Here is a 22,783-nt window from a genome sequence, read left to right as displayed (position 1 = left end):
GATCTTCACGCCGCGCGACAGGATCGCGTGCGTGAGCAGCATGTCTTCCGCTGCGAGGCTGCTGGCGAGCTTCACGTTCGCGTGACGCGCGGCGATCGAGTCGAGCAGCGCGTCGAGGCGCTCGACCTTCGCGGCGAGTTCCGGCGTGAGCGATTGTGCGCCGTTCATGCCGAGACCTCGTCCGCCGCAGCGGCAGCCGCCGCCGCGCGGCGGCGGAACAGCGGCGACGGGTTGTCCACCGCGCCCTGGTATTGCACGCTGAATTCGTCGAACGCCTTCAGCGCGTCGTCGAAGTCTTTATCCGCGCGCAGTGCATACGCGTCGAAGCCGCAACGGAACATGAACGTCAACTGGTCGCGCAGCACGTCGCCGATCGCGCGCAGTTCGCCCTTGTAGCCATAACGCTCGCGCAGCAGGCGGCCGATGCTATAGCCACGGCCGTCGCGGAACACCGGGAAGTCCACGCCGATCAGCGCGAGCTTGTCGAAGTCGCCGGCGATATCCGCCGGTTCGCTATCCGGCGCGAGCCACACGCCGATCTCAGCGGCGCTGCGCGACGCGCTCAGCGCTTCACGCTCAGCCTGCCACAGCGCGAGCGGCACCAGCACCTTGCCGGCCGGCAATTCGTTCACCGGCGGCAGCGAGCCGTCTTCCGCAGGACGCACGACCGTCCAGTCATCGTTGACGATTGCGCGGTTCTTGATGATAGAAGCCATCTGTTCAGTATCCTTTTCGCGGTTACGCGTGGGCCGGTTGACGCGACGCGTACACACGTTCCTTGAACGGGGTGATGCCGATGCGGTTGTACGTTTCGATGAAGCGCTCGCCTTCCTGGCGATTCTCCACGAACGTGTCGATCACCTTGCTCATCACGTCCGGCATTTCTTCCGCCGAGAACGACGGGCCGATCACGCGGCCCAGGTGCGCGCCGGTGACGCCCGTGCCCTGCTCGCCGCCGAGCGTCACCTGATACCACTCCGAGCCGTCCTTATCGACACCCAGAATGCCGATGTTGCCGACGTGGTGGTGACCGCACGCGTTGATGCAGCCCGAGATGTTCAGCGACACGTCGCCGAGGTCGTACACGTAGTCGAGATCGTTGAAGCGTTCCTGGATGGCCAGTGCGATCGGAATCGACTTCGCATTCGCGAGCGAGCAGAAGTCGCCGCCCGGGCACGCGATGATGTCGGTCAGCAAGCCGATGTTCGGCGTCGCGAAACCTTGCGCCTTGGCCTTTTCCCACAGCGCGAACAGGTCGCGCTTCTTCACGTTGGCGAGAATCAGGTTCTGCTCGTGCGACACGCGGATTTCGCCGAACGAGTACTCGTCGGCCCAATCGGCGACCGCGTCCATCTGCGCGTCGGTCGCGTCGCCCGGGGCGATCGTGGTTGGCTTGAGCGACAGCGTCACCGACGCGTAGCCCGAAACCTTGTGCGGACGCACGTTCCGCTCGACCCAGCGCGCGAATGCGCGGCTTTCCAGCAGATGCTTTTCGAACGAAGCGTCCGTTTCCGGCAGCTTGTCGTAGACCGGCGGCTGGAAGTACTGGACCACGCGATCCACTTCCGCCTGCGTGAGCGTCGACGGACCGTCCTTCAGGTGCTGCCATTCTTCTTCGACTTGCGCCGAGAATTTCTCCGGGCTCAACGCCTTCACGAGAATCTTGATGCGCGCCTTGTACATGTTGTCGCGGCGGCCATAGCGGTTGTACACGCGCAGCACGGCTTCGCAGTACGTCAGCAGATGCTGCCACGGCAGATCGCGACGGATGATCGCGCCGATGATCGGCGTACGGCCCATGCCGCCACCGGCCAGGATATCGGCCACCAGTTCGCCCTGCTCGTTCTTCCTCAGATACACGCCCATGTCGTGAATCTGCACGGCCGCGCGGTCTTCCTTCGAACCCGACACGGCGATCTTGAACTTGCGCGGCAGCCACGCGAATTCGGGGTGGAACGTCGACCATTGACGCAGGATTTCCGCCCACGGACGCGGATCGACCACCTCGTCCGGCGCCACGCCGGCGAACTGATCGGCGGTGATGTTGCGGATGCAGTTGCCCGAGGTCTGGATGCCATGCATCTGCACCGCGGCGAGCTTGCGCAGGATTTCCGGCGTTTCTTCGAGCTTGATCCAGTTGTACTGGATGTTCGAGCGCGTCGAAAAATGGCCGTAGCCGCGGTCGTGTTCACGCGCGATCTGCGCGAGCACGCGCATCTGGTCGCTGCGCAGGTTGCCGTACGGAATCGCGATGCGGTGCATGTACGCGTGGCGCTGCAAGTACAGGCCGTTCTGCAGGCGCAGCGGACGAAACTCCTCTTCGCTCAATTCGCCCGACAAGCGGCGGCGAACCTGATCGGCGTATTGCGCGACCCGTTCATCGACGATGGTCTGGTCGTACTGATCGTATTGGTACATTCGGGGACCCCAATTTTTTGCGTGACTCACGACGATCCGGCGGCCGGCGCACCGGTTTCGTCCCGCCTTTGAACACCTGTTCTTGGTCAGCCACCGCAAACGAGCGTTTAGACCCATCTCTCATTTGCTTATGCCAAATACAGATATCCATATTGAAAAAGATGGACAGATCGTAATAAACTCGCCTTATATTTCAAACGACTAAAAAATTCTTTTTATATGCGGAGGGGTTATATATGAACCTGCATCAATTCCGCTTCGTCCGCGAGGCTGTGCGGCAGAACTTCAACCTCACCGATGCGGCCAAGGCGCTGTTTACCAGCCAGCCGGGCGTTTCCAAGGCGATCATCGAGCTCGAGGACGAGCTGGGCGTCGAAATCTTCACGCGGCACGGCAAGCGCGTGCGTTCGCTGACCGAGCCGGGGCGCATCATATTGCAGTCGGTCGAGAAAATCCTGCAGGAAGTCGAGAGCCTGAAGCGTGTCGGTAAAGATTACGCGGCGCAGGATCAGGGCAATCTGGTAATCGCCGCGACCCACACCCAGGCGCGCTACTCGCTGCCGGCCGCGATCGCCGAGTTCAAGAAGCGCTTTCCCAAAGTCCACCTTTCGATCTTGCAAGGCAGCCCGACGCAGGTCGCCGAGATGGTGCTGCACGACCAGGCCGACCTCGCGATCGCCACCGAGGCGATCGCCAACTATAAGGAACTGGTGTCGCTGCCCTGCTTCCAGTGGCACCACCTCGCGGTGATGCAGCTGGATCATCCGCTGCTCGACCGCAAACTGTTGTCGCTGGACGATCTGACCCAGTATCCGCTGATTACGTATGACAACGCGTTCGCCGGCCGCACCAAGATCAACGAGGCGTTCCGTCTGCGCGGGCTGCATCCGGACATCGTGCTGGAGGCAATCGACGCCGACGTGATCAAGACCTACGTGGAACTGGGGCTGGGCGTCGGCATCATGGCGGACATCGCGTTCAACGCCGAGCGCGACCGCCATTTGCGCGCGATGCCGGTCGGCCACCTGTTCGGCAGCAACGTGACGCGCGTCGCGCTGAAGCAGGGCGCCTATCTGCGCAGCTATGTGTATACGCTCGTCGAACTGTTGTCGCCGAGCATGAACCGCAAGCTGATCGAACAGGCGCTCAAGGGCGAACACGAAACCTACGAACTTTGACATCACCACCGCTTCCTGCTTTCCCCGCTACGGAGACCCCTCGATGACGTCGCATAACAACAAACTTCGCGGCCTCGCCGCTCTCGGCGCGCTGTTGCTCGCCACCGTAGCCCATGCCGACCTGAAGGTCGGCATCGATCTGTCGAGCACCGGCCCGGCGGCCGTGATCGGCATCACCAGCAAGAACGCGATGCTGATGTGGCCCGCGACGATCGCCGGCCAGAAAGCCGACTACCTCTTCCTCGACGACGCGTCCGACCCGGGCGCCGCCGTGCGCAATATCCGCAAGCTGATCAACGAGGACCACGTCGACGTGATCGTCGGCCCGAACATCACGCCGGCCGCGATGGCCGCGCTCGATCCGGTCGCCGAAAGCCAGACGCCGATGATCACGCTGATCGGCTCGGCCAGCGTGGTCGAGCCGCAGGAAGGCAAGAAGGTGTGGGCGTACAAGATGGCGCAGACCGACAGCGCGATGGCCGACGTGATGACGCGCTACATGTCCAATCACAACGTGAAGACGGTGGGCTTCATCGGTTTCGCGGACGGTTACGGCGAGAGCTGGCTCAATGAGTTCAGCAAGTTCGCGGCGCTGCGTCATATCCAGTTGGTCGCCACCGAGCGCTATAACCGCACGGACGCGAGCGTCACCGGCCAGATTCTCAAGCTGATGGCCGCCAGGCCCGACGCGATCCTGATCGCCGGTGCGGGCACGCCGACGGTGCTGCCGCAGCGCACGCTGATCGAACGCGGCTACAAAGGGCCGATCTACCAGACCCACGGCATCGCCACGCCGGAGTTCATCAAGCTCGGCGGCAAGGACGTGGAAGGCACGCTGTTCCCGACCCAGCCGGTGGTGGTCGCGCGCACGCTGCCGGCCGATCATCCGGCAAAGAAGGCGGCGCTCGCGTTCGCCAACGAGTATGAAGCGAAGTACGGCGCGGGCAGCGTGACGCAATTCGCGGGCGACGCGGCCGGCGTGTATCCGCGTTTGCAGGACGCGGTGGCGCGCGCGCTAAAGACCGCGCAGCCGGGCACGCCGGCGTTCCGCGTGGCATTGCGTGACGAGCTGGAGCACGCGCACGAACTGGTCGTGCCGAATGGCGTGGTCAACACGAGCCCGAAGGACCACGTCGGTCTGGATCAGCGCGCGAGCGTGATGGGTGTGATCAGGAACGGCAAGTTTGTCTATTTGAGCCAGTAAGCGAGTCAGCGGCGCATGTTTCGGCGCAAGCGGGACTGAGACACCTGGGCACTCAGGCGACGACGCCAAGGCGCGCGGCGTCGGCGAAATTGTTAAAGTAGCAGTCTTCCCCCGATCAGCAGTCCCACACCATGCGCACCACCCGAGCCATCCACGCTGTCGAACGGCTGAAAACGCGCAGCGGCAATCCGCAGTTCGCCGCGATCAGCCTGTCCGGCGGCCTGTTCTATCTGGTCGACAAATCGAGCGGCACCGACAAGAAAGTCTCCGACCCGTTGACGCTCGACGACTTCGTCAAATTCGTCGATGCGTTCGGGCCGCAAAAACCGCGCAAGGCGAGCAAGCTCGACATCGCGTTCGAAGAGCAGATCAAGAAGAGCAAGGGTGGGTGAGCGAGGGGCCGCGCCGCTTCACGCCCTTGCAATCTCGCGCCATTGACCGTCCGCCGCGCTGCTCGCCAGCACCGCACCGATAAAGCGCAGACCCGCCACACCGTCGTCCACCGTCGTGAGCAACAGACTTTCGGCAGGCAACGCGCGGCCTTCGTCCAACGCTTCGATCTGCAACGCGGCGTCCTTGTACAACTGCGCGAACGCTTCCAGATAACCTTCAGGATGCCCCGGCGGCACGCGCGTCGCGTGCCTGGCCAGCGCGCTTTTCACCCGCCCTCGGGTCAGCCGCTCAGCCAGCCCGCCTAGCGGCGTGAACCACAATTCGTTCGGCTGCTCCTGATCGAAAGCGAGGCCCGCTTTGGTTCCGTACACCCGCAGACGCAACGCGTTCTCCGCGCCGCTCGCCACCTGGCTTGCCCATAACATGCCGCGCGCGCCGTTCGGATAGCGCAGCATCGCCTGCACGTGATCATCGATCCGGCGTCCGGGCACGAAGGTATGCAGCTCCGCCGACAGCGCCTGAGGCGTCATCCCCGTGACGAAGGCCGCGAGGTGATGCGCGTGCGTGCCGATATCGCCGAGACAGCCCGCTGGTCCCGCTAACGCAGGGTCGGTGCGCCAGCCGGCCTGCTTGTTCGCGCCGCTCGACTCAACCGGTTCGGCCAGCCAGTCCTGCGCGTATTCGACCTGCACCACGCGAATCTCGCCCAGCTCGCCGCGCTCGACCAACTCGCGCGCATGGCGCACCAGCGGGTAGCCGGAATACGTATGCGTCAGCGCAAACAGCTTGCCCTTCTCGCGCGCGAGCTTCGCGAGCGCTTCGCCTTGCGCCAGCGAAATCGCCAGCGGCTTATCGCACACCACGTGAATGCCCGCTTCGAGAAAGGCCGTCGCCACCGGCGCATGCAGATGATTCGGCGTGACGATCGCGACCGCGTCGATGCCGTCGTCACGCGCGGCTTCGGCGCGCGCCATCTCGCGCCAGTCCGCGTAACTGCGCGCGATGCCGGCCTCGGCGGCGCTCGCCTGCGCGCGCCGCGGATCGGACGACAACGCGCCCGCCACCAGTTCAAAGCGATCGTCGAGCCGCGCCGCGATCCGATGCACCGCGCCGATGAACGCACCCTGGCCGCCGCCGACCATCCCCAGCCTGAGCCTTCTTTGTGGCATCGCCTTCACTCCTTCGTTTGAGCAGCGCGAGACCCGCTCCGCCGAACCACGCCGCCGATTCGCCGAACCGCCGTCAGAGGCCAAGCACGCGCTTCAACTGCGCCGCATCCACACCGCTGCCGGCGAAATCGTCGAACGCATGCTCGGCCACGCGGATGATGTGCCGGCGAATGAACTCCGCGCCTTCGCGCGCGCCGTCGTGCGGATGTTTTAGCGCGCACTCCCATTCGAGCACGGCCCAGCCGGGGAAATCGTATTGCGCCATCTTCGAGAAGATCGCGCCGAAGTCGATCTGTCCGTCGCCGAGCGATCTGAAACGCCCCGCCCGTTCGATCCAGCCGCTATATCCGCCATACACGCCCTGCTTTCCATTCGGACGAAACTCCGCGTCCTTCACATGGAACGCCTTGATGCGCTCGTGATAGATGTCGATGAACGCGAGGTAGTCGAGCTGTTGCAGCACGAAATGACTCGGATCGTAGAGGATGTTCGCGCGCGCATGCTGCTTCACCGCGTCGAGAAAGCGCTCGAAGGTCACGCCGTCGTGCAGGTCCTCGCCCGGATGCAGTTCGTAGCAGACGTCCACACCGGCTTCGTCGAACCCATCGAGAATCGGCGTCCAGCGGCGCGCGAGCTCGTCGAACGCGGCTTCGACCAGACCCGCCGGACGTTGCGGCCACGGATACAGATACGGCCACGCCAGCGCGCCCGAAAACGACACGTGCGTCGTCAAGCCCAAACGCCGCGACGCCTTCGCCGCGAGCTTCATCTGCTCGACCGCCCACTGCGCGCGCGCGGCGGGATCGCCACGCACATGCGGCGCGGCGAACCCGTCGAACAGCGCGTCATACGCCGGATGCACGGCGACCAGCTGCCCTTGCAGATGCGTCGACAGTTCGGTGATCGTCACGCCCGCATCGTCCGTGATCTCGCACAACTCGTCGCAATAGGTTTGACTCGCCGCCGCCTGCTCCAGATCGATCAGGCGCGCGTCGCACGGCACCTGGATCCCCTTGAAGCCGAGACCCGCGGCCCAGCTCGCCAGATGCGCGAGATTGTCGAACGGCACCTCGTCGCCCATGAACTGGGCGAGAAAGATCGCCGGCCCCTTGATGGTTTTCATCGTACGGTTCCTCGAACGATGGCGCGCTCGCAGCGTCTTTGCGACAGCAAGCGCTGCAAGCGTGCCCGGAGACTCATAGTCAGAACGGCGAGTCCGGAAAATAGAACTGCTGCGCGTTTTCCTTCGTGATCAGCACGGACGGGATGATCGTGGTGGCCGGCAGCTTGTCGCCCTTCAGACGCGCCTCGGCGGTGAGCTTGATCGCGTCGTAGATGAATTTCGGCGAGTACGACACGTCGGCCTTGATCATCGGCGCGCCGTCCATCACGTTCTTCACCATGCCCTTCGAGCCCGCGCCGCCGAACACGATCTTGATGTCGTTGCGCCTGGCCTGGTCGATCGCCCTCATCACGCCGACCGCCATGTCGTCGTCGGCGGCCCACACGGCGTCGATGTGCTTGAAGCGCGTCAGGTAGTCCTGCATCACCTTGAACGCGTCGTCGCGATTCCAGTTCGCGTACTTCGCGTCGAGAATCTTGATGTCCGGATAGCTCTTCAGCACGCCGGTGAACGCGGCCCAGCGCTCGTTGTCGAGCGTCGTCGGAATGCCGCGCAGCGCGACGATGTTGCCCTTGCCGTCGAGCGCCTTGGCCAGATACTCGGCGGGAATCTTGCCGAACGCGGTGTTGTCGCCCGCCACATACGCATCCTGCGCGCTGGTGTCGGTCAGGCCGCGATCGACCACCGTCACGTACACGCCCTTCTTCTTCACCTGCGCGACCGGCTGCGTGAGCGAGGCCGACTCGAACGGGAAGATCACCAGCGCGTTGATCTTGTTGACCGTCACCAGGTCCTGCAACTGATTCGCCTGTTCGGGCGCGCCGGCCGCGGTCTTCACGATCACCTTCAGGTCGGGATGCGCTTTCTCCAGATCGGCTTTCGCCTTGTTCGCCCACCAGACGATGCCGCCCGTGAAGCCGTGGTCGGCCGTCGGAATCGCGACGCCCAGCGTGACCTTGTCGTCGGCACGCGCGACGCCTGCCGTGCCCAGTATCCCCAACGCCAGCATGCCGGCGCCGACCGCTCGAATGACCTGCTTCATGGTTGTGTCTCCTCTGATCCCATGCAACATAGTTGCGTTATGAGGCGTTCATGCGCCCCGATTCCCGGACCTGCCGTTGCTCCACTTCCGCTTGTGCACTTTGAAGCGCTATAGCTATCGCCGTCCGCGCTGCACGAACGCGACGAAGATAATCACCACGCCCTGCACCGCCGCGTTCAGATACACGCTGATGATGCTGGTCAGATTCAGAATGTTGGCGATCACCGACAGCAGGATCGCGCCGATCACCGTGCCGATCACGCGTCCTTCGCCGCCTTTGAGCGCGGTGCCGCCGACCACCACTGACGCGATCGCTTCGAGCTCCCACAAGAGCCCGGTGGTCGGCGTGGCCGAGCCGAGCCGCGGCACGTAGAGCACGGTCGCGACGCCGACGCAGATGCCGAGCAGCACATACGTGACGATCTTCACCGTGTCGACACGGATCGCCGCATAGCGCGCGACCTGTTCGTTCGAACCGATCGCCTGCACGTGACGGCCGAACGCGGTGCGATTGAGGATCAGCGCGCCGCCCGCCGCCACCACGAGGAACACCCAGATCGGCACCGGCACGCCGAACAGGCTTGCGTAGTACACGGGTCCATATAGATCGGATAACGAATTGTCGAGCGTCAATGCGCCGCCGTCGGCGAGCCACGTGAGCACCGCGCGAAAGATCCCTAGCGTGCCGAGCGTGACGATGAACGGCTCGATCCGTCCTTTGGTAATCAGCAAGCCGTGCGCGCAGCCGAACAGCCCGCCGAGCACCAGCGCCGCCACAATGCCGATCGACACGATCACGAGCGGCGCGAACGTGTGGCCGCCCGCGCCCGACGCGAGTCCGTTCATCAGCCAGATCATGCTGCCCGCGATCAGCGCCGCCATCGAGCCGACCGACAGATCGATGCCGCCCGAAATGATCACGAAAGTCATGCCGACCGCGATGATGCCGATGAACGACGTGCGCGTGAGCACGTTCATCAGGTTGTCGAGCGTCGCGAAATCGCGGTTCAGCAGCGTGCCGACGATGCACAGCAGGATCAGCCCGACCAGCGGCCCGAGCGCATACAGACGATGCGCGAAGCGCAGCGCGCGGCCGGATTGCACGGCTTCAGTGGGTGCCGGTCGCATGGGCGATCAACTCCTCTTCGGTCAGATGCTCGAGCGTCAGCGTGGCTTGCAGGCGTCCCGCGCGCATCACGGCGACGCGGTGGCACAAGCCGATAAGCTCGATCAGTTCGGATGAAATGACGATCACCGCGCGGCCCTGCACGGCGAGACGATGAATCAGGAAATAGATGTCGCGTTTCGCGCCGACGTCGACGCCGCGAGTCGGCTCGTCGAGCACGATCACGTTCGGGTCGGGTTGCAGGAACTTGGCGAGCGCGAGTTTTTGCTGATTGCCGCCGGAGAGCATCCGCGCTCGGCTCGACAGATCGCCGGTGCGGATGCCGAATTCGCCGACCGCCCTGGTCAACGCCGCGCGCCCCGCTTTCAGATCGAGCAGCGGATGCGCGTAGCGTTCGAGCGTCATCAGCGTGACGTTGTCCTGCAGGCTCAGGTTCACGTGCAGGCCCTTGCCCTTGCGGTCCTCGCTCAGATACGTGAGGCCGTGACGCATCGCGTCGCGCGGGCTCTTCAGGTCGGCGCGCCGTCCGGCGATTTCGATGCGCCCCGCGGTGCGCTTGCGCAAGCCGATGATCGCTTCGAACGCCTCCGTGCGGCCCGCGCCGACCAGGCCCGCGAAGCCGAGCACTTCGCCGGCGCGCACGTCGAAGCTCAGGTCTTCGACCCAATCCGGCACGGCAAGGCCTTCCACCTTTAACGCGAGCGGCGCGTCGGCGGGCACGGTGAGCTTGTCGGGGAACATGTCGGACACATCGCGCCCGACCATCAGGTTCGCCATCTGCTGACGCGCGAGCGCCGCGGTCTCGCTGCGCGCGACGAAGCGGCCGTCGCGCATCACGATCACTTCGTCGGTGATGCGCTCCACTTCGTCCAGCTTGTGCGAGATGTAGACGATCGTCACGCCGTCGGCCTTGAGCTTCGCCATCAGCGTGAAGAGCCGTTCGGTTTCCGCCGGCGTCAGCGTGGCGGTCGGCTCGTCCATGATCAGCAGGCGCGCGCGGCGCGACAGCGCCTTCGCGATCTCCACCATCTGCTTTTCCGCGACGATCAGCGTGCGCACCTTGGTGTCCGGCGCTTTCTGCAGACCGACCTGCGCGAGATAACGCGCGGCCTCGGCGCGCATCGCCGCGTCGTCGACGAACCAGCCGCGCCGCTTCTCGTGGCCGAGATACATGTTCTGCGCGATCGTCAGATGCTCGGCGAGATTGAACTCCTGGTGAATCAGCACGATGCCCTGTGCTTCAGCTTCACGCGAGCCGGCGAACTGTTGCGCGCGGCCTTCGACCAGCAAGGTGCCCGAGGTCGCGGTCTCATACCCGGCGAGGATTTTCATCAGCGTCGATTTGCCGGCGCCGTTCTCGCCGAGCAGACCGTAGATGCGCCCCGGCGCGAGATCGAAGCTCACGCCATGCAGCACGCGCACCGGGCCGAAGTCTTTGCGGATGTCGTCGAAACGGATCGCGAGGCTCATGGTTCACGCGCTCCCGCGAATCACGAGCCGATGCGGCAGCAGCACGCCCGGCACGTTCGCCAAAGGATTCGCCAGGCGCTGCAACAGCAGGCGCGCGGCGGTTTCGCCGAGTTCGCGCATCGGCTGCGCGATGGTGGTGAGCGGCGGATCGATTTGCGCGGCAAGCGAGATGTCGTCGAAACCGACCACCGCGACATCGTCCGGCACTCGCTTGCCGACGCTGCGCAAGCCGTGGATCACGCCGATCGCCAACGTGTCGGACACCGCGAAGATCGCGCTGGGCGCGCGCCGCTGCTGCGTCAGCGTGAGCGCGGCGGACGCGCCCGCTTCGTAGTCGAGGCTGTTCAGGTTCATCCGCCAGCGCGGGTCCGGCGTGATGCCCGCTTCGGTCAGCGCGTCCAGATAGCCTTGCTGACGCTGCCGCGCGTACAGGTAGTCGACATCGGAATTGATCAGCCCGATGCGCCGGTGGCCGCGTGCAAGCAGATGCCGCACCGCGTCGCCGGCGGCCCGGTAGTTGTCGATGCCCACGTACGGCACGCCGACGGCCGGATCGAACTCGCAGCACGCGACCCACGGCAGCGCGCCGGACGCCTCGCCGAGCGCCTGCTGGATGGCGGCCGGATCGAGACAGATCGCGCCGTCCGCGCGGCGCCGGCGCAACAGGTCGAAGTAGCTGCGCTCGCGCCCTGGGTCCGCGCCCGTGTCGCACAGCAGCATGAAGTAGCCGTGCTGGCGCGCGACGCTGTCGATGCCGCGCACGATCTCCGCGTAAAACGGATTGCCGACGTCAGGCACCATGGTCAACAACAGCCGGCTTTCGGCGGTGCGCAGATTGCGCGCGAGTTCGTTGACGCGGTAGCCGCTCGCGTCAATCGCGGCGAGCACCTTGTCGCGCGTGGCGGGCCGCACGTTCTCGTGGCCGTTCAGCACACGCGACACCGTCGCCACCGACACTCCCGCCTGCTCGGCCACGCCGGCGATCGACAAGCCTTCGGCCGCGCGCAGCGGCCGAATCCCGGGCTGAGGACGCGCCCCGGACAACGCCGCCGGGGCCGCTTTGGACGACGATCTGGACAAGTGAACTCGTGTCGAAAATGTAATCGATTACATTCTTGGACGATCAAAGCGGGAATCGCAAGGACGGATCGCCAGGGATTAACACGGGGGCCGCAACGGCTCGCGCAGGGATGCACCAGACTGCGCCGGCACACGCAAGGACGCGAACCGCAGGCCGGCGCGCCTGCCCGCGAGAACCCGGCTCGACGCCGCCATTTGGTACAATCCCGCAGTTACCCTGGCGCGGCCCGCATCCAGCGTGGTTTTCGCGAAGCGGCCGGTCAGAGGCAAAAAGTCAGTGGCGGAGTTGGCCCAACGCACGGTCAAACGCAGGGTCAACCTCATCGCCCACTCGCCAAACCAAACCGCCGAATCCACCATGAATATCGAGCAAGCGCGTTTCAACATGATCGAACAGCAGATCCGCCCCTGGGAAGTGCTCGACCAGGACGTGCTGAATCTGCTGTCGATCGTCAAGCGTGAAAATTTCGTCCCTGCCGCCTATCGCGAGTTGGCCTTCGTCGACTTCGAAGTGCCGCTGCCGGCCGGTCAGCATATGCTGGCGCCGCGCATCGAGGCGCGCGTGCTGCAGGAACTGGCGGTGAAGAAACACGAAAGTGTGCTCGAAATCGGCGCGGGCTCGGGTTACATGGCGGCACTGCTCGCGCATCGCGCGCAGCACGTGCTGACGGTCGATATCGAACCGGAACTGGCGGAACTGGCCAAAAACAACCTGATCGCCAACGGCGTGCTGAACGCCGAAGTCGCCACCGGCGACGCGTCGCGCGGCTGGGCCGGCGCCGCGCCGTACGACGTGATCTGCGTGTCGGGCGGCCTGCCGGTGCTGCCGCAGGAAATCCTCGAACACCTGAAGATCGGCGGGCGCCTCGCGGCCTTCGTCGGCACCGCGCCGGTCATGAAGGCGCAAGTCATCACGCGTATCGACGAGAAGCAATACCGCATCGCCGACGTGTTCGAAACGTATGTCGAGCCGCTGATCAACGCCGTGCAGCCGCCGCGTTTCAAGTTTTAAGCCATACGCCGATCCGGACGGCCGCGCTGCGGCCGTCCTCTGAACTGGATGTCCCGCTGATGCAAAATCTGACTGCTGCGGCGCTCGCCGAATGGCTCGCCGACACCTCGCGTCCCGCCCCCGTGCTGCTCGACGTGCGCGAGCCATGGGAAATCCAGACGGCGTCGATCGCCGGCGCCGTGTCGATTCCGATGCGTGAGATTCCCGCGCGCAGCGAAGAACTCGATGACGACGCGCAAATCGTCTGCGTCTGCCATCACGGCGCGCGCAGCGCCCAGGTCGCGATGTTCCTCGAATCGCGTGGCCATACCAGCGTCTTCAATCTGCAAGGCGGTATCGACGCATGGTCGCGTCAGGTCGATCCGTCCGTTCCCACCTACTGAGCGCACGGTCGCGATGACGCGCCGGCGGGCGCCGGGCCTCGCGACTTTTCAGCCCGCGTAACAACACTGACGCCCCGCTTTCATTACGCTGCTTCGCGCATCAGCTTCGGAAAGTTCGTACGGTTTCCTGAGCATCGCGCAGGCACCATGCTCCGACATTTTCTGGAGCCGCGTGATGAGATCTTTGAGAGTCGCGATGCTGGCCGCAACCCTGTTGCCGCTCTCATCGCATGCCGGCCTCGGCGGCGCGCCGAACCTTGGCGCCGCGTCAGCGACCATGCTGCGCGCCACACCGCAGTCAGCCGTGGCGACGGCCACGCCTCAGACAGCCCTGGCCGCCCAGCCGGCGAGCGCGGCCAGCACCGCGCCCTACACCGTGCGCCAGTCGCTCGACGCCAACGGCGTCACGACCCGCGAATACGTGCTCCCCAGCAACGTGGTGTTCGCGGTCACGTGGGAAGGACCGATCCGTCCGGATATGACCGCGCTGCTCGGCAACTACTTCCCCAACTACGTCAGCGCAGGTCAAAGCCGCACGCTCGGCAGCGGACCGTTGAGTAGCGGCGACGGCACATTTCGCATCGAATCGGGCGGCCGTCTGGGGCACTTCTACGGCATCGCCTGGCTGCCGCATCTGATACCCGCTGGCATACGCCCGGGCGATCTGCAATAGAACGTGCGGAACGTGTGCCAAGCTACGGAAAACAGAATATGAACACCATGAAACAGACGCTCCGGCTTGCCGCGTTTGTCGCGCTTGTCACGCTCGCCGCATGCGGCGGCGGCAGTGACAGCAGCAGCGACGTGCACTGGAACGCCAAGCCTGACTGGCCCATCACGCCGAACAACCCGAACGGCTCGGGCACGACGGCCCCGGCCACCGGCACCAACATCATGTCGGTTCGCGTCGACCCCTCGTCGGGCACCGTCAATTCGCTGCTCGCGTCGATCCAGGTCTGCGTGCCCGGCACGCAGAGTCCGGCGCAGTGCGTGAGCGTCGACAACATGCTGGTCGACACCGGCTCGACAGGCGTGCGCATCATGGCCCGCGCGATTCCCTCGCTGGCCCCGCTGCTGCTCACGCAAGTCGGTGCGGTCGATGACACCAGCGGCGCATTTCCGATCGCCGAATGTATGCCGTTTGCTTCGGGCTACATGTGGGGCTCCGTCAAACGCGCCGACATCGTGATGGGCAGCAAGACCGCGAGCAATCTGCCGATCCAGGTGATTTCGGATGGCGCGTTCGACACGCCGGGCGACTGCTCGGCTCAAGGCGGCCCGGACCTGGGCAGGATCGGCGGCATCAACGGCATTATCGGCATCGACAACTTCACGAACGATTCCGCGGACGCGATCAAGACCGCGATACCGGGCAACTACTACTATTGCACGGCGCAGAACAACTGCATCAGCACCCGCATGCTGGCGAGCAAGGAGGTCACGAACCCGGTCTCCGCGTTCGCCGCCGACAACAACGGCACGGTCATCCGTCTGCCCGCGCTGGCGGCGGGCGGCCAGACGAGCGTCACGGGCCAGCTGGTGTTCGGCGTCAACACGCAGCAGAACAATGCGATGCCGGCCAATCCCACCGTGTTCGCCGTCGACAAATACGGCACGTTCACGACGCAGTACCAGGGCCAGGTGTTCAACCGCAGCGCCATCGACAGCGGCACCAATAGCTATGCGTTTGCGGATAACGCGATCCCCAGCGACCCCAACAGCTTGTGGTACGTGCCAACCAGCACGCTGCAGTTGACTGCGACGATGGAGGCCACCAACGGCAGCGGCACGCCTGTGCAGATGCCGTTCTCGGTCGGCAATGCCTACAGTCTGATGGCCACCCCGAACGCGGCGCTCGACAACGTCGGGAGCTACTTTGCGGGTACCGCCAACAACCGCATGTTCCTGTGGGGACTGCCGTTCTTCTATGGCCGCAGCGTCTATACGGTGATCGGCCCCGCCAGGATCGGCCAACGGACCGGACCGTTCGTCGCGTTCTGACGACTGCATGAATGCAAGGGCGGCGCTAGTCGATGGCGCCGCCTTACGCCCTTTCCCATCTCGAGTTCGGAATTTTCCTGCAATCCCAATAACGGCCCGCGGGCACCATGCTCCGACCTGTTTTCTGGAGCATTGAGATGAAATTTGTGAAGAGCGCGCTGGCGCTCGCGGCCTTGGCGCCGCTCGCCGCTTACGCGGCATTGGGCGCAGCGCCAGCTACGCGTACGCACGCGGTTGCGGCGCCGCGCTCGTTGCTCCAGTCGGGGGCAACGTCGAACGTTGCGGCTGCGTCGTACACGGTGCGCGAGGCGACCGACGCCAACGGCGTGACGATCCGCGAATACGTGCTGCCCACCAACGTGGTGTTCGCCGTCACGTGGCAAGGTCCGGTGCGCCCGGACATGAGCGAGCTGCTCGGCAGCTACTTCCCGAACTTCGCCAACCCCGGCAAAGGGCGCACGCACGGCATCGGTCCGATGGTCCAGCACAACAGTGCTTTCCATATCGAGTCGGCCGGCCATACAGGCTACTTTTTCGGCAAGGCATTTTTGCCGCGCCTCGTTCCCGCCAATATCCGCATGGAGAATCTGCAATGAAGCGGCGCGTGGATTCACCGAACACAAACACTATGACGACTTTCAATAAGAAGCTCGGCTGCGCGATCCTGTCTGCTGGCTTGGCGCTGTCCGCGTGTGGTGGCGGCGGCGATGATGGCAGCGCTAACGCGACGAATAACAGCGATAAGCCGGCGGCACCAACACCAAGTCCCGCTCCGACACCTACTCCAACGCCGACGCCAAGTCCGGCTCCGACACCTGCTCCAACGCCGGCGCCAAGTCCGGCTCCGACACCTGCTCCAACGCCGGCGCCAAGTCCGGCTCCGACACCTGCTCCAACGCCGGCGCCAAGTCCGGCTCCGACACCTGCTCCAACGCCGACGCCAAGTCCGGCGCCGACGCCGACGCCGACGCCGACGCCAAGTCCGACTCCGACACCTACTCCGACGCCAAGTCCGGCTCCGACACCTACTCCGACGCCGACGCCAAGTCCGACTCCGACGCCAAGTCCGACGCCAACGCCAACTCCCACGCCCGTCACCAACATCGCCCCCATCACCGTGGAACGATGGTCGACCTACGCCAACATACCGTACGTGAGCGTGACGATTTGCATCCCGGGGGGCCAGGGCGCCAACCAATGCGCGACCATCGATCACATGCAGGTCGACACCGGCTCGACCGGCGTACGTGTGCTCGGCAGCGCGTTAAGCTCGGCACTCGGCGCCAGCCTGCCGGCGCAAACCGGCGCTACTGACGATCCGACGGGTAACGCGCCGATCGTCGAATGCGCGCAGTTCAACGCCGGCTATACGTGGGGATCCATCAAACGCGCCGACGTCACGATCGGCAGCAAGGTGGCGGCCAACATGCCGATCCAGGTGATCGCCGACGGCAAGTACTCGACTCCGGCGGATTGCGTGAAGAACGGCGGCCTCAACTTGAACACGGTTGCCGAAATGGGCGCCAATGGCGTGCTCGGCATCGCCCCGGCACAGCGTGATTACCCAACCGCAGCGACGACACCGCTGCCTGCCGCCTATTACTACTGCACGTCCGCGACTTCATGCAGCAGCACGCGCGTTCCGCTCGATACTCAGGTCATGAATCCGGTCGCCAGTTTCACGTCGGACAACAACGGCACGATCATCCGTCTGCCCGCGTTACCGGCCGACGGCCAGGCAAGCGCGACGGGCGAACTCGTGTTTGGCATCGGCACGCAGGCGAATGATGCGCTGCCGTCGAATCCGAACGTTCTCGCGCTCAATCAGGGCTTTTTCACGACCACGTACAAGGGCGTCCAGTATCTCAGTGCGATCGATAGCGGTTCCAATGCGAACTTCTTCACGGACACCACGGTGCCCTATTCGGGTAGCGCCTCGAATTACTTGTTCGTGCCGCCCACGACGCTCAGCCTGTCCGCCATCCTCGTGGGCGCCACGGGCGGATCCACGCCGGTCACCGTGCCGTTCTCGCTCGCGAACGGATTTTCGCTGCTGGCCAATCAGTACGCGGCCTATGACAGCCTCGGTTCGCCCATGTATGGCTCGTTCCTCTGGGGCCTGCCGTTCTTTTACGGCCGCAGCGTCTATACCGCGCTCAACAATGTGAAGATCGGCAACTTGACAGGGCCGTTCATCGCGTTCTGATCGGGCAACGCAGCGCGAATGGAGCGAAACGAAAAGGCCGGCGCCACAAGCGCCGGCCTTTTTTACAGCCGCGGAGCCAGTCCAATGCGCAGTCCTCCACACCAACCACGCACAACGAAGCACAACGAAACGCGCCCGCCCTACTCCGTCTCCCTCAACACCTCCGCGACCGTCCCGAAGATCTCGTCGAGCTGCGCTTCCTCGACGATCAACGGCGGCGAGAACGCCAGAATATCCCCGGTATAGCGCGTCAACACGCCTTTCTCGAAGCAGCGCACGAACACGTCATAAGCCCGCGCGCCAGACGCGCCCGCGCGCGGCGCCAACTCCACGCCGCCCACCAGTCCGAGATTGCGCACGTCGATCACATGCGGTTCGCCGCGCAGCTTGTGGATCGCGCTCTCGAACAGCGGCGCCATCCGCGCGGCCCGTTCGAACAGTTGCTCACGCTCATAGAGTTCGATCGTCGCGCAAGCCGCGGCGACCGCGATCGGATGCCCCGAGTACGTGTAGCCGTGGAACAGCTCGATGCCGGCCGGCGCGCCGTTCACGATCGCGTCGTGAATCTTCGCGCTGGCGGCGACCGCCCCCAGCGGCGCGGCCGCGTTGTTGGTGCCCTTGGCCATCGTCAGCATATCGGGCGTGACGCCGAAGTACTGCGCGGCGAACGGCGCGCCGAGGCGTCCCCAGCCGGTGATCACTTCGTCGAAGATCAGCAGGATGCCGTGCCTGTCGCAGATCTCGCGCAGCCGCTGCAAATAGCCTTGCGGCGGAATCAATACCCCGGTCGAGCCGGCCACCGGTTCGACGATCACCGCGGCAATCGTCGACGCATCGTGCAGCGTGACGAGCCGTTCGAGTTCATCGGCGAGATGCGCGCCCCATGCGGGTTGTCCTTTCGAAAACGCCGCCTCCTTGAGGTTCAGCGTATGCGGCAAGTGATCGACCGCCGGCAACAGTCCGCCTGAAAACGCCTTGCGGTTCGGAGCAATGCCGCCCACCGAAATGCCGCCGAAGCCGACCCCGTGATAACCGCGCTCGCGTCCGATCAACAGCGTGCGCTGCCCTTCGCCACGCGAGCGGTGATAAGCGAGCGCGATCTTCAGCGCGGTATCGACCGCCTCCGAGCCCGAGTTCGCAAAGAAGATGTGCTTCAGATCACCCGGCGTATGACGGGCGATTTTCGTCGCCGCCTCGAAGGCCTTCGGGTGGCCCATCTGGAAGGTCGGCGCGAAATCCATTTCGGCCGCCTGCGCCTGCACCGCCGCGACGATCTCATCGCGGCAATGGCCCGCGTTGACGCACCAGAGGCCCGCGGTGCCGTCGAGAATGCGCCGCCCATCGTGCGACGTGTAGTACATCCCCTTCGCGCTCGCCAAGAGACGTGGCGCGCTCTTGAACTGGCGGTTCGCGGTGAAGGGCATCCAGAAAGCGGACATATCGGGTGGACTGACGCTGGTGCGCTCGTTCATGTCGTGTCTCCTCGCGTGAGTGGTCTTTCAGTGTAGGCAGAGCGAGGCGCATGCACAAAGGCGCGGCGGTCATGCACCGTCGACGGCCGCTGGCGGATGCGCGCGCTTCGTTGCGGCGCGTCACGCACCTGAACGAGGCTCATCAGGCGATCCTGCACCAGTTTTGCACCGCAGCGCGCGTCACCGGCCCGCCCGGCAAGCGCGCGGCAGCGCGCAAGACGCGTAGTTCGCGTCGAAGTGACTGCATGGCATGTGGCTTGCAGTACACAAGCGGCAAGTCATGCAGGGATAAGCCCTGCTGGCCGAAATCGACGTCCATAACAGTCACCATCAATGGCAAGGGGAAACACATGAAACGTCGCAGTCTGTTGAAGTTCGGCTCCATGTCCGGTGCACTGGCGCTTGCGGGTCGGGTGCCGTTCGCGCATGCGCAGTCCGCTAGCGGTCCGATCAAGGTGGGCATTCTGCATTCGCTGTCGGGCACGATGGCAATCTCCGAAACATCGCTCAAAGACACTGCGTTGATGACCATCGCGGACATCAACAAGAACGGCGGCGTGATGGGCCGTCAGTTGCAGCCGGTGGTGGTCGACCCCGCGTCGAACTGGCCGCTGTTCGCCGAAAAAGCGCGCCAGCTGATCACGCAGGAAAAGTGCTCGGTGGTGTTCGGCTGCTGGACCTCGGTGTCGCGCAAGTCGGTGCTGCCGGTGTTCGAGGAACTGAACGGCCTGCTGTTCTATCCGGTGCAGTACGAAGGCGAAGAAATGTCGCGCAACGTGTTCTACACGGGCGCCGCGCCGAATCAGCAGGCGATCCCGGCGACCGAATATCTGATGAGCGCGGAAGGCGGCGGTGCCAGGCGCTTCTTCCTGCTGGGCACCGACTATGTGTATCCGCGCACGACCAACAAGATTCTGCGCGCGTTCCTCAAGTCCAAGGGCGTGCAGGAAGCCGACATTCAGGAGGTCTACACGCCGTTCGGCCACAGCGACTATCAGACCATCGTCGCCAACATCAAGACCTTCTCGCAAGGCGGCAAGACCGCGGTGATCTCGACGGTGAACGGCGACTCGAACGTGCCGTTCTACAAGGAGCTCGGCAACCAGGGGCTGAAGGCGTCGGACGTGCCGGTGGTCGCGTTCTCGGTCGGCGAAGAGGAACTGCGCGGCATCGATACGAAGCCGCTGGTCGGCAACCTCGCGGCATGGAACTACTTCATGTCGCTGCGCAATCCGTCCAACGAGAAGTTCAAGAAGCAATGGGCCGCGTGGGTCAAGGACAACAACCTGCCGGGCGGTACGAAGCGCGTGACCAACGACCCGATGGAAGCGACCTTCGTCGGCATCCACATGTGGAAGCAGGCGGTCGAGAAGGCCAGGAGCACCGACGTCGACAAGGTGCGGGTGGCGATGGTCGGCCAGACCTTCGCCGCGCCGTCGGGCTTCGTGCTGGAGATGGACGGCAATCACCATCTGCACAAGCCGGTGATGATCGGTGAAGTGCGCGCCGACGGCCAGTTCAACGTGGTGTGGCGGACCAGGACCGCGATCCGCGCGCAGCCGTGGAGTCCGTTCATCGCCGGCAATTCGGGCAAGCCGGACGTGGTCAGTTCGATTCCGGCGTTCCTGAAGCGCTCGCGCGTCGCGTGATCGAGTGACAGGACGGCTCGCTGTGACGGCGCGGTTAGCTGCATAGCGAGCCGATGTGAACTCACGGCGCACGCGCTCGCCGCGTCGAGCGTTGGTAGTCGTCATTGGGTTCCGGCGCGTGCATTTGCTTTTGGACCGTCGACCTCGCACGGCTCTTCCAACCCATGCCGCGCCGCGCTACCGGTTTTTCTTCAAAGGCCACCATGGCGTTTTCATTCCTGAATTCCGCACGCATCGCGCACTTTGCACGACTGGCCCGGCGCAGCCTCGGCAGCGCGGCGCTCGTGCTGCTCGCCGGCGCGCCGCTTGGCGCGTTCGCGCTGAGCCCTGCCGATGTCGCGCCGCTCGCCGGCGACGACTTCGACGCGAAATCCGCGGCGATCGACAGGCTGATTGCCAACCACGACAAAGAATCGCTCGCGCTGCTCAAGGCGCTGTCCGATGACAGCGCGCTCGCCACCGACGCGGGTGCCGTGCTGCTGCAAGACGGCGACACCGCGCGCGATGCGGTCACCGGCAAGACGGTCGCCGCCGGCGACGCGCAGCCGGTCACGCTGAACAACCTGCTGCGCTCGAAAGTAACGGGCGCGCTGTCGGGCCTGCAACTCGACTCGCCCGACCCGGCGACCCGTGCAGCCGCCATCAGCGCGCTGCTGCAAAACTCCGATCCGGCGATCAAGCCGCTGGTCGACGCGGCCCGCGCGAAAGAAACCGATCCGGCGCTCAAGAAGCGCCTCGACACACTGTGGGCGATGACCGCGCTGCACGATGCCGATCCGGCCAGGCGCCTGGAAGCCGTGCAACTGGTGGCCGCGCGCCACGATCTCGACATGAACGAACTGCTGCGGCCGCTGGTCGCGAAGAAAGCGGACGGCAGCTTCGTCGAAGCCGACGATCGCGTGCGCGCCGCCGCGCAAGGCGGCATCGACGAGCTCGACGCGATCCAGCGCCGCAGCCAGATCGCCGGCACGCTGTTCGCTGGCTTGTCGCTCGGCAGCGTGCTGCTGCTCGCCGCGCTCGGACTTGCGATCACGTACGGGCTGATCGGCGTGATCAACATGGCGCACGGCGAATTCCTGATGATCGGCGCGTACGCCACCTATGTCGTGCAGAACCTGTTTCAGCGCTTCGCGCCCGGCGCGTTCGACTGGTATCCGCTGTTCGCGGTGCCGGCGTCGTTCGCGGCGGCGGGGCTGGTCGGCATCGTGCTCGAACGGCTGGTGCTCAAGCACCTGTACGGCCGTCCGCTCGAAACGCTGCTGACCACCTTCGGCGTCAGCCTGATCCTGATTCAGGCGACCCGCATGCTGTTCGGCGCGCAGAACGTGCAAGTGATCAACCCGGCGTGGATGAGCGGCGGCGTGACCGTGCTGCCGAATCTGATCCTGCCGTACAACCGGCTGGCGATCCTGGCGTTCTCGCTGATCGTCGTCGGGATTGCGTGGGCGGTGTTGACGAGGACACGGCTCGGTCTGTTCGTGCGCGCGGTTACGCAGAACCGTCGCATGGCCGCCTGCGTCGGCGTGAAGACCGCGCGGGTCGATTCGTATGCGTTCGCGTTCGGCGCGGGCATCGCCGGGCTGGGCGGCTGCGCGCTGTCGCAGATCGGCAATGTCGGGCCGGACCTCGGCCAGAGCTACATCATCGATTCGTTCATGGCGGTCGTGCTCGGCGGCGTCGGCCAGCTGGCCGGCACGGTGATCGGCGGTTTCGGGCTCGGGCTCGTCAGCAAGGCGATCGAACCGTTCTGGGGCGCGGTGCTCGCGAAGATCGCAGTGCTGGTGCTGATCGTGTTGTTCATCCAGAAGCGTCCGCAGGGCATGTTCGCCCTCAAGGGCCGTAGTGCGGAGGCATGAG

General features: G+C 64.8%; 22 protein-coding genes and 1 pseudogene. 11 read left to right on the top strand and 12 right to left on the bottom strand.

The annotated features are described in order from the left end of the window. The 3 genes and pseudogenes from HV744_RS30465 to HV744_RS30455 all read right to left on the bottom strand — a co-directional run. Positions 1 to 168 (bottom strand): annotated as a pseudogene (locus HV744_RS30465) (phosphoadenylyl-sulfate reductase); the annotation flags it as partial. Next, on the bottom strand, positions 165 to 716 hold the full coding sequence (locus HV744_RS30460; RefSeq protein ID WP_175153060.1) for a DUF934 domain-containing protein: 552 nt from the start codon (positions 714 to 716) through the stop codon (positions 165 to 167). The pseudogene HV744_RS30465 and the gene HV744_RS30460, both read right to left, overlap by 4 nt. 22 nt (positions 717 to 738) lie before the next feature. Continuing rightward, the gene (locus HV744_RS30455) at positions 739 to 2,418 is read right to left on the bottom strand and encodes a nitrite/sulfite reductase (RefSeq protein WP_175153059.1); all 1,680 of its coding nucleotides are present in this window, start codon (positions 2,416 to 2,418) and stop codon (positions 739 to 741) included. 236 nt (positions 2,419 to 2,654) lie between these two features. Between HV744_RS30455 and HV744_RS30450 the strand changes: the two genes are divergently transcribed. The 3 genes from HV744_RS30450 to HV744_RS30440 all read left to right on the top strand — a co-directional run bounded on the left by HV744_RS30450 (position 2,655) and on the right by HV744_RS30440 (position 5,192). Then, positions 2,655 to 3,596 (top strand): CysB family HTH-type transcriptional regulator, encoded by a 942-nt coding sequence (locus HV744_RS30450; RefSeq protein WP_175153058.1) that lies wholly within the window; start codon positions 2,655 to 2,657, stop codon positions 3,594 to 3,596. Between the two features lie 43 nt (positions 3,597 to 3,639). After that, positions 3,640 to 4,800 (top strand): ABC transporter substrate-binding protein, encoded by a 1,161-nt coding sequence (locus HV744_RS30445; protein ID WP_175153057.1) that lies wholly within the window; start codon positions 3,640 to 3,642, stop codon positions 4,798 to 4,800. Positions 4,801 to 4,931: 131 nt separating this feature from the next. Further along, on the top strand, positions 4,932 to 5,192 hold the full coding sequence (locus HV744_RS30440; protein WP_149671581.1) for a hypothetical protein: 261 nt from the start codon (positions 4,932 to 4,934) through the stop codon (positions 5,190 to 5,192). Positions 5,193 to 5,210: 18 nt separating this feature from the next. Here the strand turns inward: HV744_RS30440 and HV744_RS30435 are convergent, their stop codons facing one another. The 6 genes from HV744_RS30435 to HV744_RS30410 all read right to left on the bottom strand — a co-directional run bounded on the left by HV744_RS30435 (position 5,211) and on the right by HV744_RS30410 (position 12,203). Continuing rightward, positions 5,211 to 6,362 (bottom strand): Gfo/Idh/MocA family protein, encoded by a 1,152-nt coding sequence (locus HV744_RS30435; protein WP_175153056.1) that lies wholly within the window; start codon positions 6,360 to 6,362, stop codon positions 5,211 to 5,213. Between the two features lie 73 nt (positions 6,363 to 6,435). Then, a complete protein-coding gene (locus HV744_RS30430) occupies positions 6,436 to 7,485 on the bottom strand; it encodes a sugar phosphate isomerase/epimerase family protein (protein WP_175153055.1) in 1,050 nt (349 codons plus the stop codon). Positions 7,486 to 7,564: 79 nt separating this feature from the next. Further along, entirely contained in the window at positions 7,565 to 8,527 is a 963-nt protein-coding gene (locus tag HV744_RS30425; protein WP_175153054.1) for a substrate-binding domain-containing protein, read from the bottom strand. A 114-nt stretch (positions 8,528 to 8,641) separates the two neighbouring features. Beyond that, positions 8,642 to 9,655: an ABC transporter permease gene (locus HV744_RS30420; RefSeq protein WP_175153053.1), complete on the bottom strand. Its 1,014-nt coding sequence runs from the start codon at positions 9,653 to 9,655 to the stop codon at positions 8,642 to 8,644. After that, on the bottom strand, positions 9,636 to 11,123 hold the full coding sequence (locus tag HV744_RS30415) for a sugar ABC transporter ATP-binding protein (protein WP_175153052.1): 1,488 nt from the start codon (positions 11,121 to 11,123) through the stop codon (positions 9,636 to 9,638). The genes HV744_RS30420 and HV744_RS30415 overlap by 20 nt, the downstream gene beginning before the upstream one ends. Positions 11,124 to 11,126: 3 nt before the next feature. Then, positions 11,127 to 12,203, bottom strand: a complete 1,077-nt coding sequence (locus HV744_RS30410; RefSeq protein ID WP_175153051.1) for a LacI family DNA-binding transcriptional regulator — start codon at positions 12,201 to 12,203, stop codon at positions 11,127 to 11,129. 358 nt (positions 12,204 to 12,561) lie between these two features. Between HV744_RS30410 and HV744_RS30405 the strand changes: the two genes are divergently transcribed. The 5 genes from HV744_RS30405 (at position 12,562) to HV744_RS30385 (ending at position 16,195) form a co-directional block, all read left to right on the top strand. Further along, the gene (locus tag HV744_RS30405; RefSeq protein ID WP_175153050.1) at positions 12,562 to 13,215 is read left to right on the top strand and encodes a protein-L-isoaspartate O-methyltransferase family protein; all 654 of its coding nucleotides are present in this window, start codon (positions 12,562 to 12,564) and stop codon (positions 13,213 to 13,215) included. A 59-nt stretch (positions 13,216 to 13,274) separates the two neighbouring features. Continuing rightward, on the top strand, positions 13,275 to 13,598 hold the full coding sequence (locus HV744_RS30400) for a rhodanese-like domain-containing protein (protein WP_175153049.1): 324 nt from the start codon (positions 13,275 to 13,277) through the stop codon (positions 13,596 to 13,598). A gap of 175 nt (positions 13,599 to 13,773) precedes the next feature. Continuing rightward, positions 13,774 to 14,271: a DUF2844 domain-containing protein gene (locus HV744_RS30395; protein WP_175153048.1), complete on the top strand. Its 498-nt coding sequence runs from the start codon at positions 13,774 to 13,776 to the stop codon at positions 14,269 to 14,271. A 38-nt stretch (positions 14,272 to 14,309) separates the two neighbouring features. Further along, complete coding sequence (locus tag HV744_RS30390) at positions 14,310 to 15,599, top strand: DUF3443 family protein (protein WP_175153047.1); 1,290 nt, start codon at positions 14,310 to 14,312, stop codon at positions 15,597 to 15,599. A 137-nt stretch (positions 15,600 to 15,736) separates the two neighbouring features. Next, positions 15,737 to 16,195, top strand: a complete 459-nt coding sequence (locus tag HV744_RS30385) for a DUF2844 domain-containing protein (RefSeq protein ID WP_175153046.1) — start codon at positions 15,737 to 15,739, stop codon at positions 16,193 to 16,195. A gap of 183 nt (positions 16,196 to 16,378) precedes the next feature. On the opposite strand, the gene HV744_RS38100 is transcribed toward HV744_RS30385, so the two are convergent. Next, positions 16,379 to 16,594, bottom strand: coding sequence for a hypothetical protein (locus tag HV744_RS38100; protein WP_281363683.1), 216 nt, complete (start codon positions 16,592 to 16,594; stop codon positions 16,379 to 16,381). A gap of 107 nt (positions 16,595 to 16,701) precedes the next feature. On the opposite strand from HV744_RS38100, the gene HV744_RS30380 reads away from it, so the two are divergent. Beyond that, positions 16,702 to 17,805, top strand: a complete 1,104-nt coding sequence (locus HV744_RS30380; protein ID WP_281363682.1) for a DUF3443 family protein — start codon at positions 16,702 to 16,704, stop codon at positions 17,803 to 17,805. Between the two features lie 140 nt (positions 17,806 to 17,945). On the opposite strand, the gene aptA is transcribed toward HV744_RS30380, so the two are convergent. Both aptA and HV744_RS30370 read right to left on the bottom strand, forming a co-directional pair. Then, positions 17,946 to 19,277, bottom strand: a complete 1,332-nt coding sequence (gene aptA, locus HV744_RS30375; protein ID WP_175153044.1) for an omega-aminotransferase AptA — start codon at positions 19,275 to 19,277, stop codon at positions 17,946 to 17,948. A 142-nt stretch (positions 19,278 to 19,419) separates the two neighbouring features. After that, on the bottom strand, positions 19,420 to 19,596 hold the full coding sequence (locus HV744_RS30370; RefSeq protein WP_175153043.1) for a hypothetical protein: 177 nt from the start codon (positions 19,594 to 19,596) through the stop codon (positions 19,420 to 19,422). 31 nt (positions 19,597 to 19,627) lie between these two features. On the opposite strand from HV744_RS30370, the gene urtA reads away from it, so the two are divergent. Continuing rightward, positions 19,628 to 20,926 (top strand): urea ABC transporter substrate-binding protein, encoded by a 1,299-nt coding sequence (urtA, locus tag HV744_RS30365; protein WP_175153042.1) that lies wholly within the window; start codon positions 19,628 to 19,630, stop codon positions 20,924 to 20,926. A gap of 203 nt (positions 20,927 to 21,129) precedes the next feature. Beyond that, positions 21,130 to 22,782 carry an urea ABC transporter permease subunit UrtB gene (gene urtB, locus HV744_RS30360; protein WP_175153041.1) on the top strand — a complete coding sequence of 551 codons (1,653 nt, stop codon included), beginning with the start codon at positions 21,130 to 21,132 and terminating at the stop codon, positions 22,780 to 22,782. Position 22,783: the final 1 nt, after the last annotated feature.

It is taken from the genome of Paraburkholderia ultramafica (assembly GCF_902859915.1).
Taxonomy (GTDB): Bacteria; Pseudomonadota; Gammaproteobacteria; order Burkholderiales; family Burkholderiaceae; genus Paraburkholderia; species Paraburkholderia ultramafica.
This window is presented reverse-complemented; position numbering and strand designations above follow the sequence as displayed.

What these genes read in the sequence shown, in the direction of transcription:
- HV744_RS30460 (WP_175153060.1), bottom strand. Translation starts at nt 716, where the DNA reads ATGGCTTCTATCATCAAGAACCGCGCAATCGTCAACGATGACTGGACG.
- HV744_RS30455 (WP_175153059.1), bottom strand. Translation starts at nt 2,418, where the DNA reads ATGTACCAATACGATCAGTACGACCAGACCATCGTCGATGAACGGGTC.
- HV744_RS30450 (WP_175153058.1), top strand. Translation starts at nt 2,655, where the DNA reads ATGAACCTGCATCAATTCCGCTTCGTCCGCGAGGCTGTGCGGCAGAAC.
- HV744_RS30445 (WP_175153057.1), top strand. Translation starts at nt 3,640, where the DNA reads ATGACGTCGCATAACAACAAACTTCGCGGCCTCGCCGCTCTCGGCGCG.
- HV744_RS30440 (WP_149671581.1), top strand. Translation starts at nt 4,932, where the DNA reads ATGCGCACCACCCGAGCCATCCACGCTGTCGAACGGCTGAAAACGCGC.
- HV744_RS30435 (WP_175153056.1), bottom strand. Translation starts at nt 6,362, where the DNA reads ATGCCACAAAGAAGGCTCAGGCTGGGGATGGTCGGCGGCGGCCAGGGT.
- HV744_RS30430 (WP_175153055.1), bottom strand. Translation starts at nt 7,485, where the DNA reads ATGAAAACCATCAAGGGGCCGGCGATCTTTCTCGCCCAGTTCATGGGC.
- HV744_RS30425 (WP_175153054.1), bottom strand. Translation starts at nt 8,527, where the DNA reads ATGAAGCAGGTCATTCGAGCGGTCGGCGCCGGCATGCTGGCGTTGGGG.
- HV744_RS30420 (WP_175153053.1), bottom strand. Translation starts at nt 9,655, where the DNA reads ATGCGACCGGCACCCACTGAAGCCGTGCAATCCGGCCGCGCGCTGCGC.
- HV744_RS30415 (WP_175153052.1), bottom strand. Translation starts at nt 11,123, where the DNA reads ATGAGCCTCGCGATCCGTTTCGACGACATCCGCAAAGACTTCGGCCCG.
- HV744_RS30405 (WP_175153050.1), top strand. Translation starts at nt 12,562, where the DNA reads ATGAATATCGAGCAAGCGCGTTTCAACATGATCGAACAGCAGATCCGC.
- HV744_RS30400 (WP_175153049.1), top strand. Translation starts at nt 13,275, where the DNA reads ATGCAAAATCTGACTGCTGCGGCGCTCGCCGAATGGCTCGCCGACACC.
- HV744_RS30395 (WP_175153048.1), top strand. Translation starts at nt 13,774, where the DNA reads ATGAGATCTTTGAGAGTCGCGATGCTGGCCGCAACCCTGTTGCCGCTC.
- HV744_RS30390 (WP_175153047.1), top strand. Translation starts at nt 14,310, where the DNA reads ATGAACACCATGAAACAGACGCTCCGGCTTGCCGCGTTTGTCGCGCTT.
- HV744_RS30385 (WP_175153046.1), top strand. Translation starts at nt 15,737, where the DNA reads ATGAAATTTGTGAAGAGCGCGCTGGCGCTCGCGGCCTTGGCGCCGCTC.
- aptA (WP_175153044.1), bottom strand. Translation starts at nt 19,277, where the DNA reads ATGAACGAGCGCACCAGCGTCAGTCCACCCGATATGTCCGCTTTCTGG.
- HV744_RS30370 (WP_175153043.1), bottom strand. Translation starts at nt 19,596, where the DNA reads ATGGACGTCGATTTCGGCCAGCAGGGCTTATCCCTGCATGACTTGCCG.
- urtA (WP_175153042.1), top strand. Translation starts at nt 19,628, where the DNA reads ATGAAACGTCGCAGTCTGTTGAAGTTCGGCTCCATGTCCGGTGCACTG.
- urtB (WP_175153041.1), top strand. Translation starts at nt 21,130, where the DNA reads ATGGCGTTTTCATTCCTGAATTCCGCACGCATCGCGCACTTTGCACGA.